General features: G+C 42.9%; 14 protein-coding genes. 6 read left to right on the plus strand and 8 right to left on the minus strand.

Features of this window, described 5'->3' with window-relative positions; all coding sequences use genetic code 11:
* The first annotated feature begins 180 nt into the window (after positions 1-180).
* Positions 181-1,455: a glutamate--cysteine ligase gene (gene gshA, locus BM232_RS07715; protein WP_091713130.1), complete on the plus strand. Its 1,275-nt coding sequence runs from the start codon at positions 181-183 to the stop codon at positions 1,453-1,455.
* 5 nt (positions 1,456-1,460) lie between these two features.
* On the opposite strand, the gene BM232_RS07720 is transcribed toward gshA, so the two are convergent.
* From BM232_RS07720 to BM232_RS07730, 3 genes are all read right to left on the minus strand, one after another.
* The gene (locus tag BM232_RS07720) at positions 1,461-2,603 is read right to left on the minus strand and encodes an FIST signal transduction protein (RefSeq protein ID WP_091713132.1); all 1,143 of its coding nucleotides are present in this window, start codon (positions 2,601-2,603) and stop codon (positions 1,461-1,463) included.
* Between the two features lie 210 nt (positions 2,604-2,813).
* Entirely contained in the window at positions 2,814-4,256 is a 1,443-nt protein-coding gene (gene gatB / locus BM232_RS07725) for an Asp-tRNA(Asn)/Glu-tRNA(Gln) amidotransferase subunit GatB (RefSeq protein WP_091713135.1), read from the minus strand.
* Positions 4,257-4,305: 49 nt separating this feature from the next.
* Positions 4,306-4,959 (minus strand): histidinol-phosphatase, encoded by a 654-nt coding sequence (locus BM232_RS07730; RefSeq protein ID WP_091713137.1) that lies wholly within the window; start codon positions 4,957-4,959, stop codon positions 4,306-4,308.
* 148 nt (positions 4,960-5,107) lie between these two features.
* Between BM232_RS07730 and BM232_RS07735 the strand changes: the two genes are divergently transcribed.
* Positions 5,108-5,617: an RNA pyrophosphohydrolase gene (locus tag BM232_RS07735; protein WP_091713139.1), complete on the plus strand. Its 510-nt coding sequence runs from the start codon at positions 5,108-5,110 to the stop codon at positions 5,615-5,617.
* On the opposite strand, the gene argA is transcribed toward BM232_RS07735, so the two are convergent.
* Entirely contained in the window at positions 5,614-6,915 is a 1,302-nt protein-coding gene (gene argA / locus BM232_RS07740) for an amino-acid N-acetyltransferase (RefSeq protein ID WP_091713142.1), read from the minus strand. The genes BM232_RS07735 and argA overlap by 4 nt on opposite strands.
* 118 nt (positions 6,916-7,033) lie before the next feature.
* On the opposite strand from argA, the gene ilvD reads away from it, so the two are divergent.
* Positions 7,034-8,887, plus strand: a complete 1,854-nt coding sequence (ilvD, locus tag BM232_RS07745) for a dihydroxy-acid dehydratase (protein ID WP_091713145.1) — start codon at positions 7,034-7,036, stop codon at positions 8,885-8,887.
* A 34-nt stretch (positions 8,888-8,921) separates the two neighbouring features.
* Here the strand turns inward: ilvD and BM232_RS07750 are convergent, their stop codons facing one another.
* The 4 genes from BM232_RS07750 to BM232_RS07765 are packed head-to-tail and all read right to left on the minus strand — an operon-like array spanning position 8,922 to position 13,399.
* Entirely contained in the window at positions 8,922-10,706 is a 1,785-nt protein-coding gene (locus BM232_RS07750) for an ABC transporter ATP-binding protein (protein ID WP_091713148.1), read from the minus strand.
* A gap of 9 nt (positions 10,707-10,715) precedes the next feature.
* Positions 10,716-11,486 (minus strand): heme ABC transporter ATP-binding protein, encoded by a 771-nt coding sequence (locus BM232_RS07755; RefSeq protein WP_245752846.1) that lies wholly within the window; start codon positions 11,484-11,486, stop codon positions 10,716-10,718.
* A gap of 4 nt (positions 11,487-11,490) precedes the next feature.
* Positions 11,491-12,531, minus strand: a complete 1,041-nt coding sequence (locus tag BM232_RS07760; protein ID WP_091713152.1) for a FecCD family ABC transporter permease — start codon at positions 12,529-12,531, stop codon at positions 11,491-11,493.
* A gap of 16 nt (positions 12,532-12,547) precedes the next feature.
* On the minus strand, positions 12,548-13,399 hold the full coding sequence (locus tag BM232_RS07765; RefSeq protein WP_177207286.1) for a heme/hemin ABC transporter substrate-binding protein: 852 nt from the start codon (positions 13,397-13,399) through the stop codon (positions 12,548-12,550).
* A gap of 162 nt (positions 13,400-13,561) precedes the next feature.
* On the opposite strand from BM232_RS07765, the gene BM232_RS07770 reads away from it, so the two are divergent.
* Genes BM232_RS07770 through hutX form a run of 3 tightly spaced genes read left to right on the plus strand, consistent with a single transcriptional unit; the run spans position 13,562 to position 15,945 of the window.
* Positions 13,562-14,656, plus strand: coding sequence for a TonB-dependent receptor plug domain-containing protein (locus tag BM232_RS07770; protein WP_177207287.1), 1,095 nt, complete (start codon positions 13,562-13,564; stop codon positions 14,654-14,656).
* A 15-nt stretch (positions 14,657-14,671) separates the two neighbouring features.
* A complete protein-coding gene (locus BM232_RS07775) occupies positions 14,672-15,556 on the plus strand; it encodes a TonB-dependent receptor domain-containing protein (RefSeq protein ID WP_281248283.1) in 885 nt (294 codons plus the stop codon).
* Between the two features lie 8 nt (positions 15,557-15,564).
* Entirely contained in the window at positions 15,565-15,945 is a 381-nt protein-coding gene (gene hutX / locus BM232_RS07780) for a heme utilization cystosolic carrier protein HutX (RefSeq protein ID WP_091713163.1), read from the plus strand.
* Positions 15,946-15,952: the final 7 nt, after the last annotated feature.

The raw sequence follows: 15,952 nt of genomic DNA on the forward strand, positions 1-15,952 counted from the left end.
AAGATAACCCATTTTTGTTTTACAGGCTAGTGATGACTTGAGTTGAATAACGATATCAGCGAGCCCCAATTTCACAATGGTAAAGTATGAATGACTTGAAATATCAAATTTGTGTCCCATGTCTCTTCTTATCGATATTTATACTGATCTCTACACTTTAAAATCACAAGCGAGCCAACCATGACTTCAGGTGTCCCACATTTAACTACAGCACTCAATGGGCCTCTTTTAAAATTAGAGGCAATATTGTTAGAAAAGCAGACGCAAGTCGAAACATGGTTAAGGCAGCAGTGGTTGAAAACACCTGCGCCTTTTTATGCGTCGGTAGACTTACGCAACGCGGGTTTCAAACTGGCTCCGGTAGATACCAATCTTTTCCCAGCGGGATTTAATAACCTCAACCCTTCATTTATCCCTTTGTGCATTCATGCGGCCCAAGCGGCAGTTGAACGTGCCTGTCCTACTGCCAAGCGTGTGTTAATTGTGGCTGAAAACCACACCCGAAATCTATTCTATTTAGAAAGCCTGGAGACATTACGGGATATTTTTCAGAAAGCCGGTATGGAAGCACGAATCGGTAGCTTGTTGGAAGATATTAAAGAACCTATGAGTATTGATTTGCCATCAGGTAAAAAAATTACTCTGGAGCCGTTAGTTAGAATCGGTAACCGGGTTGCTGTCGGTGATTTCTCACCTTGCCTTGTCTTATTGAACAATGATTTATCAGCGGGGCGTCCTGAAATTCTGGAAAACCTTGAGCAAGAAGTTATTCCACCATTACGTGCGGGCTGGTCTACCAGAAAAAAATCTGATCATTTCACGCAATATAACGGTGTGGCAAAAGAATTTGCTGAACAAATTGGTATTGATCCTTGGTTGGTTTCACCACTCACACTTCAATGTGGCGAGGTGAACTTCAAAGAAAAATCGGGAATAGACTGTCTGGCCAGAAATGTAAATAATTTGTTGGCCTCAATTCGTGCCAAATATGCTGAATACGATATCGACAAAGAACCGTTTGTTGTTGTAAAAGCTGATTCCGGGACTTATGGCATGGGAATCATGACGGTTAAAAGTGCTGAGGAAATTGAGAATCTCAATCGCAAACAGCGAAATAAAATGTCATCCGCAAAAGAAGGCTTGGTTGTTGATAATGTCTTGGTACAGGAAGGGGTATATACCTTTGAAACATTAGGGACAGAAAAGGCGGTGGCTGAACCAGTTATCTATATGATGGATCACTATGTGGTAGGTGGGTTTTATCGTGTGCACACCGGACGCGGCGTGAATGAGAATTTAAATGCGCCTGGCATGCACTTTGAGCCATTAGCTTTTGCTCAGTCCTGCAGTAACCCAGATCAGAGCGATCTGCCAGACGCTGAGCCTAATCGTTTTTATGCGTATGGCGTTATTGCCAGACTGGCATTGTTAGCAGCAGCAAGAGAAATAGCCTGATTTAATCAGGCTATGTGCTCACTTAAATAGGCGATAGTCATTGTTTGGTTATGTAATAAACTATGACTGTCATCTTCCCCAGAACAGATTTCACCGTTTGAATAAAATCCGGTAATACCTGTCTGCATACCTAGTAGTCTTTGAACAGCAAAGATTTCATCAGAGACTTGTGTTTCCATTACCAGTTTACGTCCGACGCAACTTACGCAAATAGCCAGCGCTTTATCATTTATATTCACGTCTTTTTGCAGAATTTGTCTGGCTGCTTCACTAGCACCAAGTACTAAACGGTCATGATCTGACTTTAGAAAACGTACAGTTGAACCTTCTTTAATATTACCGGCGAAGGTCAGACTGTTTTCTTTTTCATTAATTGAAAGCAAGGTTCTGATTACATTGATATTTTTCTCATCCATGATCGCGAATGGGAAATTCAGTCCTGATGCTGGTAGTTGATTGGCGTAATAACCGATATACATCTTATAGAGGGGTAATGCAGGTTTATTATCCAGTTCATACACAATATTTTTGTTTGAACGAGTAATTTGTCTAGGCGGGCCATATGGTTGCCAGCCGCCTAAGGCGCCACTGGTAACAATGGCATCCTCACCATAAATACCGACGGCAATGACAACACGATCCTGAATCTTGTCATTATTGATTAATAGGGTCTGTTTAAATTCAGCAGAGTCACCTGCTAAGCCGCCTGTGATAGGAACGTTTGGTAAAACTTCCTGCAGGCCTTCTACCAATTCTGAGCCATTTACATTTAAACCATCACTCAGTACAAAGACGCCTTTCAGATCGTCCATTTTTAATTCAGCAGCGATTTGTGCGCCCAGAGCATGGGACTGTTCCATGCTATTAACTGCCTTGCTGATAAACCTTAAGGTGCTTCGTTCCCATTGCATCGCCGTGATATGAATGCTGTCGTCATAAACACCATCACCTGTAATCTCACCAGATGTGGTACAGCCAATGATTTCTGCGTTTGGATAGCGTTTTTTTAAGGTTTTAGCGAAACCTTTATCATTAAATCGGCTCACAGAACCGAAAACGAGAACCCAATTGGCTTCAGGTAAGGGAGAGGCCGACGGTAATTTATTCAAACCCGTCTTGGCGGGGAGGTGCTCCTGTACAAACTTCATTGGTTGGTGAACCTTTGCTCCATCATTGGCTTTTATCGCCGTAGTCAAAAAAGCGTAACAAATCCATCGAGTGATACTACATCGTTTAGCGGTTAAGGGGAATCAGGCGAGTAGGAATTTGTGAGCTGCCTCACAATGAGAGCGTAAAATTGAAAATAAAAAAGCCGCATCAATGCGGCTTTTTCGGTTTCGCTTAGCTCAGGATATTGATTATCCGTTGAGTTTTTTCTTCAATAATTCATTGACCTGGGCAGGATTAGCTTTACCTTTTGAGGCTTTCATAATTTGACCTACAAAAAAGCCAATTAGCTGTTCCTTGCCATCGCGGTATTGTTGAACCTGATCTGGGTTATTTGCCAGAACCTCATCCACCATCGCTTCAATAGCGCCGGTATCTGTGACTTGTTTCAGGCCTTTGCTTTCAATGATCTCATCCGCATCTTTGCCTTCGCCAGCCCATAATGCTTCAAATACCGTTTTAGCAATTTTGCCGGAAATAGTGTTGTCACTAATTCTGTTTAATACGCTAGCCAGCTGCTCTGCACTGACAGGTGATTCTGAGATATCCAGATTAGCCTTGTTTAATGCACCCGATACGTCACCAATGACCCAGTTAGCACACTGTTTAGGATCTTTGCCGCCTGTGGCTTTCAACAATGACTCAAAGTAAGTTGCTAACTCACGGCTGCTCGTTAATACCGATGCATCATATAAAGATAAGCCTAGTTCATTAACAAAACGGTCACGTTTTTCATTCGGTAATTCAGGTAATGTGGCTCTGATTTCGTCTATGGTTTCTTCTTCAATGATAAGAGGCAGCAGATCAGGATCTGGGAAGTAGCGGTAGTCATTGGCTTCTTCTTTACTGCGCATTGCCCGTGTTTCATTTTTATCTGCATCGTACAGACGGGTTTCCTGAATTACTTCACCACCCGATTCCAGCACATCAATCTGACGTTCTATTTCATAATTGATTGCGCGTTCAACATTGCGGAAAGAGTTGATATTTTTCAGCTCTGCACGAGTACCAAATTTTTCCTGGCCTTTGGGGCGAATAGAAACGTTAGCATCGCAGCGGAAAGAACCTTCCTGCATATTGCCATCACAGATCTCGAGATAGCGAACCAGAGAGTGAATTTTTCTCATATAGGCAACCGCTTCTTTAGCGCTACGCATATCGGGTTCAGAAACAATCTCTAGTAAAGGTGTGCCAGCACGGTTTAAATCAATACCAGTCTCGCCATCAAAATCTTCATGCAGCGATTTACCAGCATCTTCTTCAAGGTGAGCACGGGTAATGCCAATGACTTTTTCTGTACCATCTTCCAACTCAATATTGATATGGCCTTTACCGACAACAGGTAATTCATATTGGCTGATTTGATAGCCTTTTGGTAAATCAGGGTAGAAGTAGTTTTTGCGTGCAAATACTGAGCGATCAGAAATTTCAGCATCAACGGCGAGGCCAAATTTAATAGCCATTCTGACTGCTTCGGCGTTGAGCACAGGTAATACGCCCGGTAAACCTAAGTCCACAGCACATGCTTGTGTGTTGGGTTCTGCACCGTATGCGGTGGCAGCACCAGAGAAAATTTTAGACTTGGTGGCGAGTTGGGTATGAATTTCTAACCCAATAACAACTTCCCATTCCATATTGACGGCCTGATTATGAATGATAAAAAACGATGAATTGTAACAATTATTAACGCAAACTGAGAATTTTCCAGCCTTTTTCCTTGGCGACAGCTTCAAGCTTGTCATCTGGATCAACAGCTACAGCAGTATCAACTAGCTCTAATAAAGGAATGTCGTTGTGAGAATCGCTATAGAAAGTACTATTTTCCATTGTTTCATCCCGATGGTTTAACCACATTTTTAAACGCTCGACCTTGCCATGCTGAAACGACGGTGTGCCAGAGACTTTGCCAGTAAATGCGCCATTAATCATTTCAGGATCTGTCCCGATTAAATGTTCAATACCTAACTGCTCAGCGATAGGTTGGGTCAGAAAGCTATTCGTGGCAGTAATGATCAGTAAGGTATCACCCTGATCACGATGTTTTTCGATGAGCTCAATGCCTGCTGGCAGAATGATAGGTTTAATTTTTTCTTCCAGATATGCCGCACGCCAGCTTTCAAGTTCCTGCATTGAGTGATTTGCGTAAGGCGTAAATATAAACTCTAGAAATGCATAGATATCCAGTGTGCCATTAACGTATTCCTGATAGAAACGATCATTGGCTACTCGATAAGAAGCTTCATCTACAATGTTATTTTCACACAGGTATCGGCCCCATAAATAGTCGCTATCACCAGCCAATAAAGTATTGTCTAAATCAAAAATTGCCAACGCCATGATGCAAGGAAAGTCTCCGTTTGAATAAAAAATACGACTATTGTATGTCAAAATGCATTGCATACTGACAGTGCTTTTAATAATCTAATCACTAATTGAGAATAAACCGCTGGGGGCGATTGCGCTCAGCCAGCCAGAGACTTAAGTCGTGATTGATAAAGATGGCTTCAGGCCTAATGTAGGGATAATACTCTGCAACGAAGAGAATCAGGTGTTGTGGGCGCAACGTGCGCAACATGATTCGTGGCAGTTTCCTCAGGGGGGGATTAAATCCCATGAAACTCCTGAGCAAGCGGCTTATCGTGAGCTTACGGAAGAGGTAGGTTTACTGCCACAACATGTTGAGTTAATTGCTTCTACTCGCGGGTGGTTGCGGTATAGGTTGCCAAAACGCTACCTGAGATATGGTAATAAGCCGCTTTGCATTGGCCAGAAGCAACGCTGGTTTTTAATGCGATTTACTGGCAAGGAAGAAGACGTCAAACTTAACTTACATGAAAAACCTGAATTCGATGACTGGCGTTGGGTGGACTACTGGACTCCTGTCGATGAAATCGTGTTTTTCAAACGTCGTGTTTATGAAAAAGCACTACACGAATTCGCGCCATTATTATTCCCTGAGTACCGTCGCAAGCTGAGTAATAAAAAAATTCGCTAAGTCAGCTGTTTTCTAAATACACGTGAATTACGGTGATAGTTATACAGTGCTTGCTTGGCTACGGGGAGATCCGCAATTTCTGCCGGCTTGAAACCTTGTTCCAAAAACCAATGCGCTGTTTGGGTGGTCAGCACACAGAGATTATTAATGCCTTGTGCCTGGGCGGATTGTTCTAATACCGCTAATAACTGTTTACCACGACCATGGCTTTGATAATGATTGGAAACAGCGAGACAAGCGAGTTCTGCCATATCATTTTCCGGATAAGGGTAGAGCGCAGCACAAGCGACCACACTGCCATCACGCTCCATAACGGTGAAATGATCAATTTCACGTTCGAGTAATTCCCTGGACCGTTTTACAACAATGCCTTTTTCTTCTAATGGCTGCAGTAATTCTAATATCCCACCCACATCATCGATCACAGCGCTTCTTGTTGTTTCAAACGAGGTGGCTGTAACCAGTGTGCCAGCACCATCACGACTAAAGAGTTCTTGTAGCAATACGCCGTTGATGGCTCTGTCCAGAATATGAACCCGAGTCACACCTGCCTTACATGCCTTGACTGCTGCAGGTAGTGAAGGATGAGACGACAATGTTTTTTGTGCTTCATCGACTGTCAGCTCACGGGGCATTGCTTTATTACTATGGCCAATAAAAATCAATTTGTCAGCGTGCAAAGCGGTAGCCACTTCGGTCGCGATAGATTCAGCTGAAACATTGAAGCTTTCACCAGTTAAGGAGTAACCCAGTGGCGGTAGCAATACGATATTTCCTGCAGCTAACTGCTGATTAATGCCTTCACTGTCGATACGACGAACTTCACCAGTATGACCCAGATCGACACCATCAATAATGCCAGCTGGTCTGGCTATAACTAAATTGCCACTGATGCAGCGAATGCGGGCATCGGCCATCGGGGTGTGAGGTAAACCAAAGGATAATTTCGATTCAATATCGAGGCGAAGTTTACCAATCGCGGCTTTGGCGATAACGAGACTGACATCGTCGGTTACCCGCAAACCGCTATGGTAACGAACAGGAATATTCTGTTGAATGCAGCTGGCTTCAATTTGCGGTCTGGCGCCATACACCAGTACAAGTTTGATACCTAAACTATTCAGAATCGAGATGTCATGTAATAACGGCTCAAACTCTTGACTATCAATAGTTTCACCATCAAAAGCAATCACAAACGTAGCGCCACGATGACTATGAATATAAGGCGCGGCTGTACGAAACCAGCTTGTCGTTGTGGCTAAATTTTGTGGTGTGATCGGCTTTACAGTGTCGTTCATTATGTTCTTTTTATCTCAGACTCAGCACACTTGCCAAGTGTCGTGTAAAATTTATCAGATTATAACCGTGTGATCTAAGAGTTACATGGAGCAAAAATAGATTCTGGAGAGATTTCGCATGCCTCAATATCGTTCAAGAACATCTACTGCTGGCAGAAATATGGCTGGCGCACGCGCCTTATGGCGCGCTACAGGAATGAAAGATGATGATTTCAATAAACCTATCATTGCCGTTGCTAACTCGTTTACACAGTTTGTGCCAGGACATGTTCACTTAAAAGATCTGGGTCAATTAGTTGCGCGCGAAATTGAAAAAGCGGGCGGTGTTGCGAAAGAATTTAACACCATTGCTGTTGATGATGGTATCGCTATGGGGCACGGCGGTATGCTTTATAGTTTGCCATCGCGCGACATTATCGCTGACTCTGTTGAGTATATGGTTAACGCGCATTGTGCGGATGCCATCGTTTGTATCTCCAACTGCGACAAAATTACGCCTGGGATGTTAATGGCAGCAATGCGCCTGAATATTCCGGTGATTTTTGTTTCTGGTGGTCCGATGGAAGCCGGTAAAACAAAATTAGCTGGCAAAGATGTCAAGTTGGATCTGGTTGATGCCATGGTGCAGGCAGCTGATGAACATGTCAGCGATGCGGATGTTGAGCAGGTTGAGCGTAGTGCTTGTCCGACATGTGGTTCATGTTCAGGTATGTTTACTGCAAACTCAATGAACTGCCTGACAGAAGCCTTAGGTCTATCCTTACCAGGCAATGGATCTTTATTAGCCACCCATGCAGATCGTGAAGAGCTGTTTCTGGAAGCGGGCCGCCGCATTGTTGATTTAGCAAAACGTTATTACGAAAATGATGAAGTTGACGTATTGCCACGTTCTATTGCGACAAAAGCTGCATTTGAAAATGCCATTGCCTTAGATATTGCTATGGGTGGTTCGACCAATACCGTGCTGCATTTATTAGCCGCAGCGAATGAAGCAAAAGTGGATTTCACGATGGCAGATATTGATCGTATGTCTCGTAAAATTCCGAACTTATGTAAAGTCGCGCCTGCTACCAATAAATACCATATGGAAGATGTTCACCGTGCTGGTGGTGTTATCTCTATTCTGGGTGAATTAGCCGCTGGCGGTTTGTTACATACAGATACACCGACCGTTCACAGCAAAACTATGGGTGAAGGTTTAAAACAATGGGATGTGAAACGTAGCCAGTATGAACCAGCATTAACACGTTATCTTGCAGGCCCTGCAGGTATTCCAACCCAACAGGCCTTTAGTCAGAATTGTCGCTGGCCTGAGTTGGATCTGGACCGTGAAAATGGCTGTATTCGTGATATTGAACATGCTTATAGTAAGGATGGTGGTCTCGCGGTGTTATATGGCAATTTGGCCGAAGACGGTTGTATTGTGAAAACAGCGGGTGTTGATGAGTCTATTCTGACCTTCTCTGGCCCGGCCCGTATTTTTGAATCACAAGATGATTCTGTGGCAGCTATCTTAAGAGGCGACATCAAAGAAGGTGATGTTGTCCTTATCCGTTATGAAGGACCAAAAGGCGGACCAGGCATGCAGGAAATGTTGTATCCAACCAGCTACCTGAAATCAAAAGGCTTGGGTAAAGCCTGTGCTTTGTTAACTGATGGCCGTTTCTCAGGTGGTACATCCGGTTTATCCATTGGTCATGCCTCTCCTGAAGCGGCAGAAGGCGGTAATATTGGTCTGGTTGAAGAAGGAGATATCATTCATATCGATATCCCTAACCGTAAGATCAATGTTGCGTTGAGCGATGAAGAGCTGGCTCATCGTCGTGCAGCCATGGAAGCGAAAGGGGATGATGCATGGAAACCTGTTGGTCGCGAACGTGAAGTGAGTTTAGCGCTGCAAGCCTATGCGGCATTGACCACTTCGGCGGCGAAAGGGGCTGTTCGGGATATTGAACAACTCAAGCGTCGATAGTAAATCAAAAAAAGCCCGGTTTAACCGGGCTTTTTTATATCTGCTGAGCGTAAAGCTTTTGGTACAAACCATCCTGATTAATCAATGAATCATGGTCGCCTTCGGCAATAATTTCTCCACCATCAAATACGATAATACGATCGGCTTGTTTCACGGCACTCAGACGGTGGGCAATAATAATCGTCGTCCGATTTTCCAGATACTGTTCTAAAGCATTATGTAACTGAAATTCGGTATCGCTATCTAAGGCAGAGGTGGCTTCATCCAGTACGACAACGCTTGGATTGACTAATGCCATGCGGGCAATGGCTAAACGTTGACGCTGACCACCTGATAATTTCACGCCATCACGACCAATAATAGTATCCAGCCGCTGAGGCAAATCCTGAATGACCGTTTCTATCTGAGCAATTCGAATGGCCTCCCAGATAGCATCATCTTTATAAACACGACCCATCGTTATATTTTGACGAACCGTATCATTAAACAAAGCAGGGCTTTGCAAGACAGTGGACACATGCTCGCGAACGGTATCCAAACCAATTTTACTCACCGGTACATCATTAAAAAATACCATGCCTTCATCGGCTGGATATAAACCTAATAACACATTCACTAAGGTTGATTTTCCTGCACCACTGGCTCCGACCAGCGCCACTTTTTCACCCGCTTTGATATTGAGTGATACCCCACTGAGGACTTTATTATTATCCCCATATTTAAAGTGTAAGTTTTCAATGCGGATGCTGCTTGGTTGCCCATTTACAAAAGGATTAATCTCTCTTTTGTAACGGACTTCTTCGTGCATGCTAAATAAACTATTAAGACGAGAGACAGCTGCACTGGCAGAGTAAAAAGAATATTGAATATTCAGTATTTCCTGCACTGGCCCCATCATAAACCACAGGTAACCAAATACCGCGAACATCTCACCAATACTTAGATTAGAGAAAATCACCATAAACATGCTGACAGCTCTAAATACATCAAAACCAAACAGGAATATCACAAAGGAAAAACGGTTTGCAGCATCACTTTTCCAGGCAAATTCCGAGGCATGATTTCTGACCTGTCGAGCATTATCAATGACGCGTTGCAGATAATGCTTTTCCCGATTAGCAGTGCGTATCTGCTGGATTCCATCTAAGGTTTCGGTCAGGCTTTGCTGGAAAATTTCAAAGGCCGAGTTTTCTTTCTTTTTGAGTTCTTTGACATGTTTACCGACCACCATGGTGAAATAAATCACCAGGGGATTCATAAATAAAATCAGTAAAGCCAGTTGCCAGTGTAAAAATAGCAATATAACTGCCGTGCCGATAATGCTTAGTGTCGCCACAATAAAACGACTGATGGTGTTGCCAATAAAGTTATCAATCACTTCAATATCAGTGACAAAATGTGATGCGATACCAGCGCTACCACGGGTCTCATATTCGCTGATGGCAATTCGGCCCAGTCGTTTAATGAGCTTTTGTCTGATGCGGAAAGTAATACGTTTGGCAATAAGCGTGAAATAGCGCGATTGAGCGACATTTAAAATAACGGAGGCCACACGTAACACCAAAGTAAACAGCAATACCGCCAAAATATACAAAACCGGACCATGCCAGTTATCAGGGGTTAATTGTTGAATAAAGGCGACTGTTGATGCGGGTTTGTTGAGTAGTACCTCGTCGACCATTAACGGCAATAATAACGGCACAGGCACGGCACAAAGTGTAGCCAGTATCGCTATGATATTGGCTTTGACTAAATGCTTTTTGTACAAGAGTGCTTGTTTTAGGATGCCACTCAGCTCATAGCTGCTTTTATCAGTCATATAGAGTCATTAAATTAGAACGTTATTTCCTGCTTGGGTGACCAGTTTTTCAGGAAGATAACCCCAGACCGCGCTGACGGTATCAGGTGTTAATATCTCCTGCGGTAAACCTTGAGCATACATTTTACCCTGATTTAACAACCAGATCTTATCGGCATAACGTGTTGCCTGGTTAAGATCATGCAAAATAGCCACAATTGAGAAATGCGCTTCATGACTGAGCTGACGAACTAATTGTAATAAGTGATGCTGTTGACCTAAATCCTGTGCTGATGTCGGCTCATCAAGCAAGACCACAGGTGGTTTTTTGGCTTGTGATACCTGAAGTAATATTCGTGCTAGTTGCACACGCTGTCGTTCACCACCTGAGAGACTGGTAAAGAGTCGATCAGCAAATTGCCATGTATCAGTTTTTTCCATCCAAAAACGTGTTTGGCTGACAAGCTCGTCTGTAGGTAAAGATAACGGTGTAGCCCCTATTTCAACGACCTCACTGGCACTAAATGGAAAAGTTAATTGTGATGCTTGAGGTAATATACCGAGATGTTTGGCTCGCTCCCGGCGAGACCAGTTATCGACATTTTTATCATGTAAAAAAATGCTTCCTGAGCTGGGCTTCCATTCTGTGGTAATCGCACGAAATAAACTGGTTTTTCCCGCTCCGTTGGGACCCAGAACAGCAATAAATTCTCCAGGCTCAACTTCAGCATGCTCTATATTCAGGATAGAGCGTCCGTCATGAGCAATATTGAGGTGTTGCAAAGTTAAACTGGTCATCATCGTTCTACAATGTACTTAAACGCTGACGTTGCTGTAAGAGAAGAAAAACAAAAAATGGTGCGCCAATCAATGCCGTGACTAAGCCAACTGGAAGTTCGGCTGGAGCAAGCCAGACACGGGCAGCTACATCAGCTAGTAATAATAGTGCCGCACCAGTTATGGCAGATAAGGGCAATAAGCGTTGGTGATCAGGGCCTAATGTCATACGGATTAAGTGAGGTACAACAAGGCTGATAAAGCCGATAATGCCTGAGGCGGAGACAGCAATGCCAATACCAATCGCTGTAGCAATAATTAATTGACGTTTTAGCCGCTCAGTATCGATACCCAAGTGTGCAGCTTCAGCTTCACCTAGCAATAAAGCATTCAATGCTTTTGCACAATACTGATAAAAAACCAGCAGACACAGGCAACAAAGCGCGGAAAGCCAGAGCATAAAAGGTGTGGCGCCATTCAATGAACCCATACCCCATAAGGTTAAATCACGTAATGCCTGATCATTGGCTATGAATGTCATAAACCCAATAACGGCACCGGTAAAAGCAGCGACTGCCACACCAGCTAATAACAAGATAAGCACCGATGTGTTTCCCTGGCTGGATTGTGCAAGTCGGTACACTAATAAACTAGTGACTAAGCCACCGACGAAGGCCGCTACAGGTGTTGCAAAGACCGAGAAACTTACCGGAAATATTACGATAGCGAGTGCCGCTCCGAGTCCTGCACCAGAGGACACACCAATAATGCCTGGATCTGCTAAGGGATTTCGAAATAAGCCTTGTGTTACAGCGCCACATATAGCCAATAAGGCACCAATAAATAATGCCAATAACGTGCGAGGCCATCGAAGATCCCAGATAACAACCTTCTCATAATCACTCAGGCGACTAAGTTCGGTATGAAAAACACCATCCCAGACAGTTAATAAACTCTGCCATCCCGATAATTTCATGGGGCCAGATGTTAGAGACAAAATAATGCCGATAACAAGCAGAGTGCCTAGAAAAGGCCAAGCAAGTTTTCGGAATAGCGTTTGATAAGGCATTGTCACGAGTCGATGGCTAATACAGCCTATCAGCGAGTCGTTCAGCTTCAGCCAGAGCCCCAAGGCTGAGCCCGGCAATTAAGGTAGCTGCATTCACGCTGACAATATTATTATTTTTACCCGCTTTACTATGTTGAAGTAAAGGTTGGCGCTCTACTAATTTTTTGGCGCTATCCAAACTGTCTGAGCGACTGCCAACCAGGATAATATCTGGGTTTACTGCCAATAAGGCTTCGACAGAAATCGATTTGTAGCCACTAAATTGACTGATATTTTTACCGCCAAGCAATTGGATTAGGGAATCGCCAGTGGTATCCGTGCCAGCCTGGGATAAGCCGCGCTCACCAATATCCAGAAGAAATACCATTGATGGTTTTTTTTCTGGCAGTTTTTTAAGTAATGACTTTTGTCGTTTATCAATTTGTTTTATGAGTTTTTGGGCTGATGAGTCAGCATTAACTCGGGAGGCCAATTTCACTATGTTTATCTCAAGTTGTTTCAGTGAAGTTGGGCTATGAAGTTGCAGAATAGGAATGTTCGCTTTTTTGAGGGCAGAAATTGTAGGTTCAGGCCCCATATGGTTACTACCGATAACTAAATCAGGATGTAATTGAAGCAGCCCTTCGGCAGATAACGTTCGGTGGTATCCTAAATTTTCGACTTGTTCAGGTAATAATGCTTGGCTGGTTATATCGGCAGCTACAATCTGTTTCCCTAACCCTAACCTAAGTAGAATCTCTGTGGCATTACCATCAACGCTGACTAAACGATGATTTATTGGTTCTGCAAGCGCGAGTGATGAGATAGAAAAAGACAATAACAGAACAAGAAATGAGCACAAAAGAGAAGCTATTTTTTTATTAATCATTATAAAAGCCATGTTTTTATCGTTTGTTACGGGCATGTTAAGACAGAAAATATTTATTCTACGCAAGAATTATATTTTAATCTACATCTAAATGATAATTGATCTCATTTGTATTAAGTGGTAATTTTCCTGCATCATATTTGAATGTCAGGAAATAACACTATGCAATTACGAAAATTAGTTCTGCTAATGCAGGCCCCATTTTTATTCAGTATTAGTGGAGGTTTGAGTTTCGCAGCAGATCGTAACCTTGAAGAAATCACCATTACGGCGACAAGAGATACGAATAGTAAAAACAGTAGTCGTAATATCAGTGTGATCAGTCAGGAAGAAATTGAAAAACAGCAAGCCACCTCTGTTCCCCAGCTGGTTAACTATTTACCTAATGTCACACTGACCGGTGGACCACGTAATCAGGTACAAGAGGTAAATATACGCGGCTTAGGTGGTAACCGTGTCTTACAGTTAATCGATGGTGTCAGACAAAATTTTGTTTCTGGACACAGACCCACTTATTTTCTTGATCCATCACTATTAAAAAATGTGGAAGTACTTAAAGGTCCGAGCAGTTCTTTATGGGGCTCAGGTGCTTTGGGTGGGGTGGTTTCGCAAAATACAATTCATGCAGCAGACTTGTTGCATGACAATAATTTAGGCGGTTTTGTGAAGCAAGGTTATCAATCAAATGGTGATAACTGGACAACAACGGCTGCCCTTGCAAGTCGAGTTGGCAATGTCGATTTACTGTTATCCGGGTATTACCGTGATGGTAATGATTTAGAACTGGGTAACGGTGATGAGCTCGAAAATTCAGCTGATCGTGATAAAGGTGTATTGGCGAAACTGGATTGGTTTATTGATAATGATCAGGTAGCAATTTTTGATTTTCGCCGCTCCTATAATAACGGTGGAATTCCATCCAATGGCGCTGCTGATGTATCCACATCAAATTTCTTGATCGATCGGGAAACACAAACGGATCAAGCTTCATTTGATTATCACTTTAATCCAGATAATTCTCTAGTGAATACGAAGTTGACCTTGTATTGGGATCGAACAAAAATGGATGAAAGTCGGACTTCTGACGGACGTTTTGATAAGACGGAAATTCGTACGTTAGGCATGAATATTAATAATCGCAGTGAGTTTGGCGGTATAGCTCTCATCTATGGTTTGGATGGATATCAGGATAAATTAAATGCGGATCGCGGTGGTTCTAACAGGCCATTACCACCAACTGCAACTACAGATGTATGAGGTGCTTTTTCGGAAATTCATATTTCTATAGCCGAAAAATGGCATATGGAACTGGGTGCACGTTATGATTATTTCAAAACTGAAGCTGATAATTTAGATGAAGAACATAGTGATAATGCGTTTTCACCTTCAGCAGCATTAATCTGGAAGGCAAGCCCTGACCTGAACTTTACTCTACGTTATGATGAGGCTTTTCGAGCTCCTACTTCAGAAGAGATGTACACATCAGGGGCGCATTTTTGTATGGGGCCTGGATTTTGTAATACCTTCCTGCCTAATTCTGATTTGAAGCCTGAGGAGTCTCAAAATTGGGAGCTGATGACTGAATATGTCATGTCTGATGTGTTGAGCTCATCTGACGCTTTAACATTTAACGCCAATATTTTTCACAATGATGTGGATAATTTCATAGAACAAAGAGTCGATGATCCTATCTTTTCTCCAATACCCAATCCGGGAAACACATATTACAGAAATATTGATAAAGCGGAGTTGCAAGGGTTCGAAGTGGCTATGAATTATCGGTTTGATACGTTCAATGCAGTGTTGAGTTATGGACAAACTAGAGGTCAAGATAAAAAAACAGGCGAAGCCATCTCTTCGATTCCAGCAGATAAATGGGTATTGGATATGAGTAACTCGTGGCTACAAAATAGTGTTAAAGCTGGGGTGACATTATCACGTATTGAAAGTCAAAAACATCGACCAAATGATGTAAATACAGAATACGAACACTATACATTGGTTGATTTATATACGAGGTGGACCCCAAGAGACTTTAAAAACTTCACGGTCGATTTGACGGTAAATAATTTGACTGATCAATATTATCGCGTCGCATTTCAACAATTATACATGCCGGGTAAAGATATCAGACTCGGTGTACGATATGATTTTTAGGAGCATATATGTCTGACACAGCAATGCCGGGAGAACTGGCTCAGGAATTACTGGAAACGCTTTCCGAATGGGGCACAATGGTGACCATCATTATTCATGGCGGCAGCGTGTTTGAATTTAAGGGGCCGTTTCCTAAAGGCAGCGTCGCCGAAGGTTTCTATAACTTGAATGGACCTGTTCCTGGGCTACACGGTCATCTAAATCTTAAGCAAGTGAAACAGATCAGTTTTCAGGATAAACAACATCGTGGACGGGAAAGCTATGCTTTTGTCTTTGAAAATGCCGAGGGTGAAGTGATTTTTAAGGTGTTTCTTGGCCGAGATGACAAAGGTGAGTTGTTAGCAGAACAAAAACAACGTTTTCTGGCAATGCAACAACAATATCAGTGAGAATGAA

The organism is Methylophaga sulfidovorans (assembly GCF_900114205.1).
Taxonomy (GTDB): Bacteria; Pseudomonadota; Gammaproteobacteria; order Nitrosococcales; family Methylophagaceae; genus Methylophaga; species Methylophaga sulfidovorans.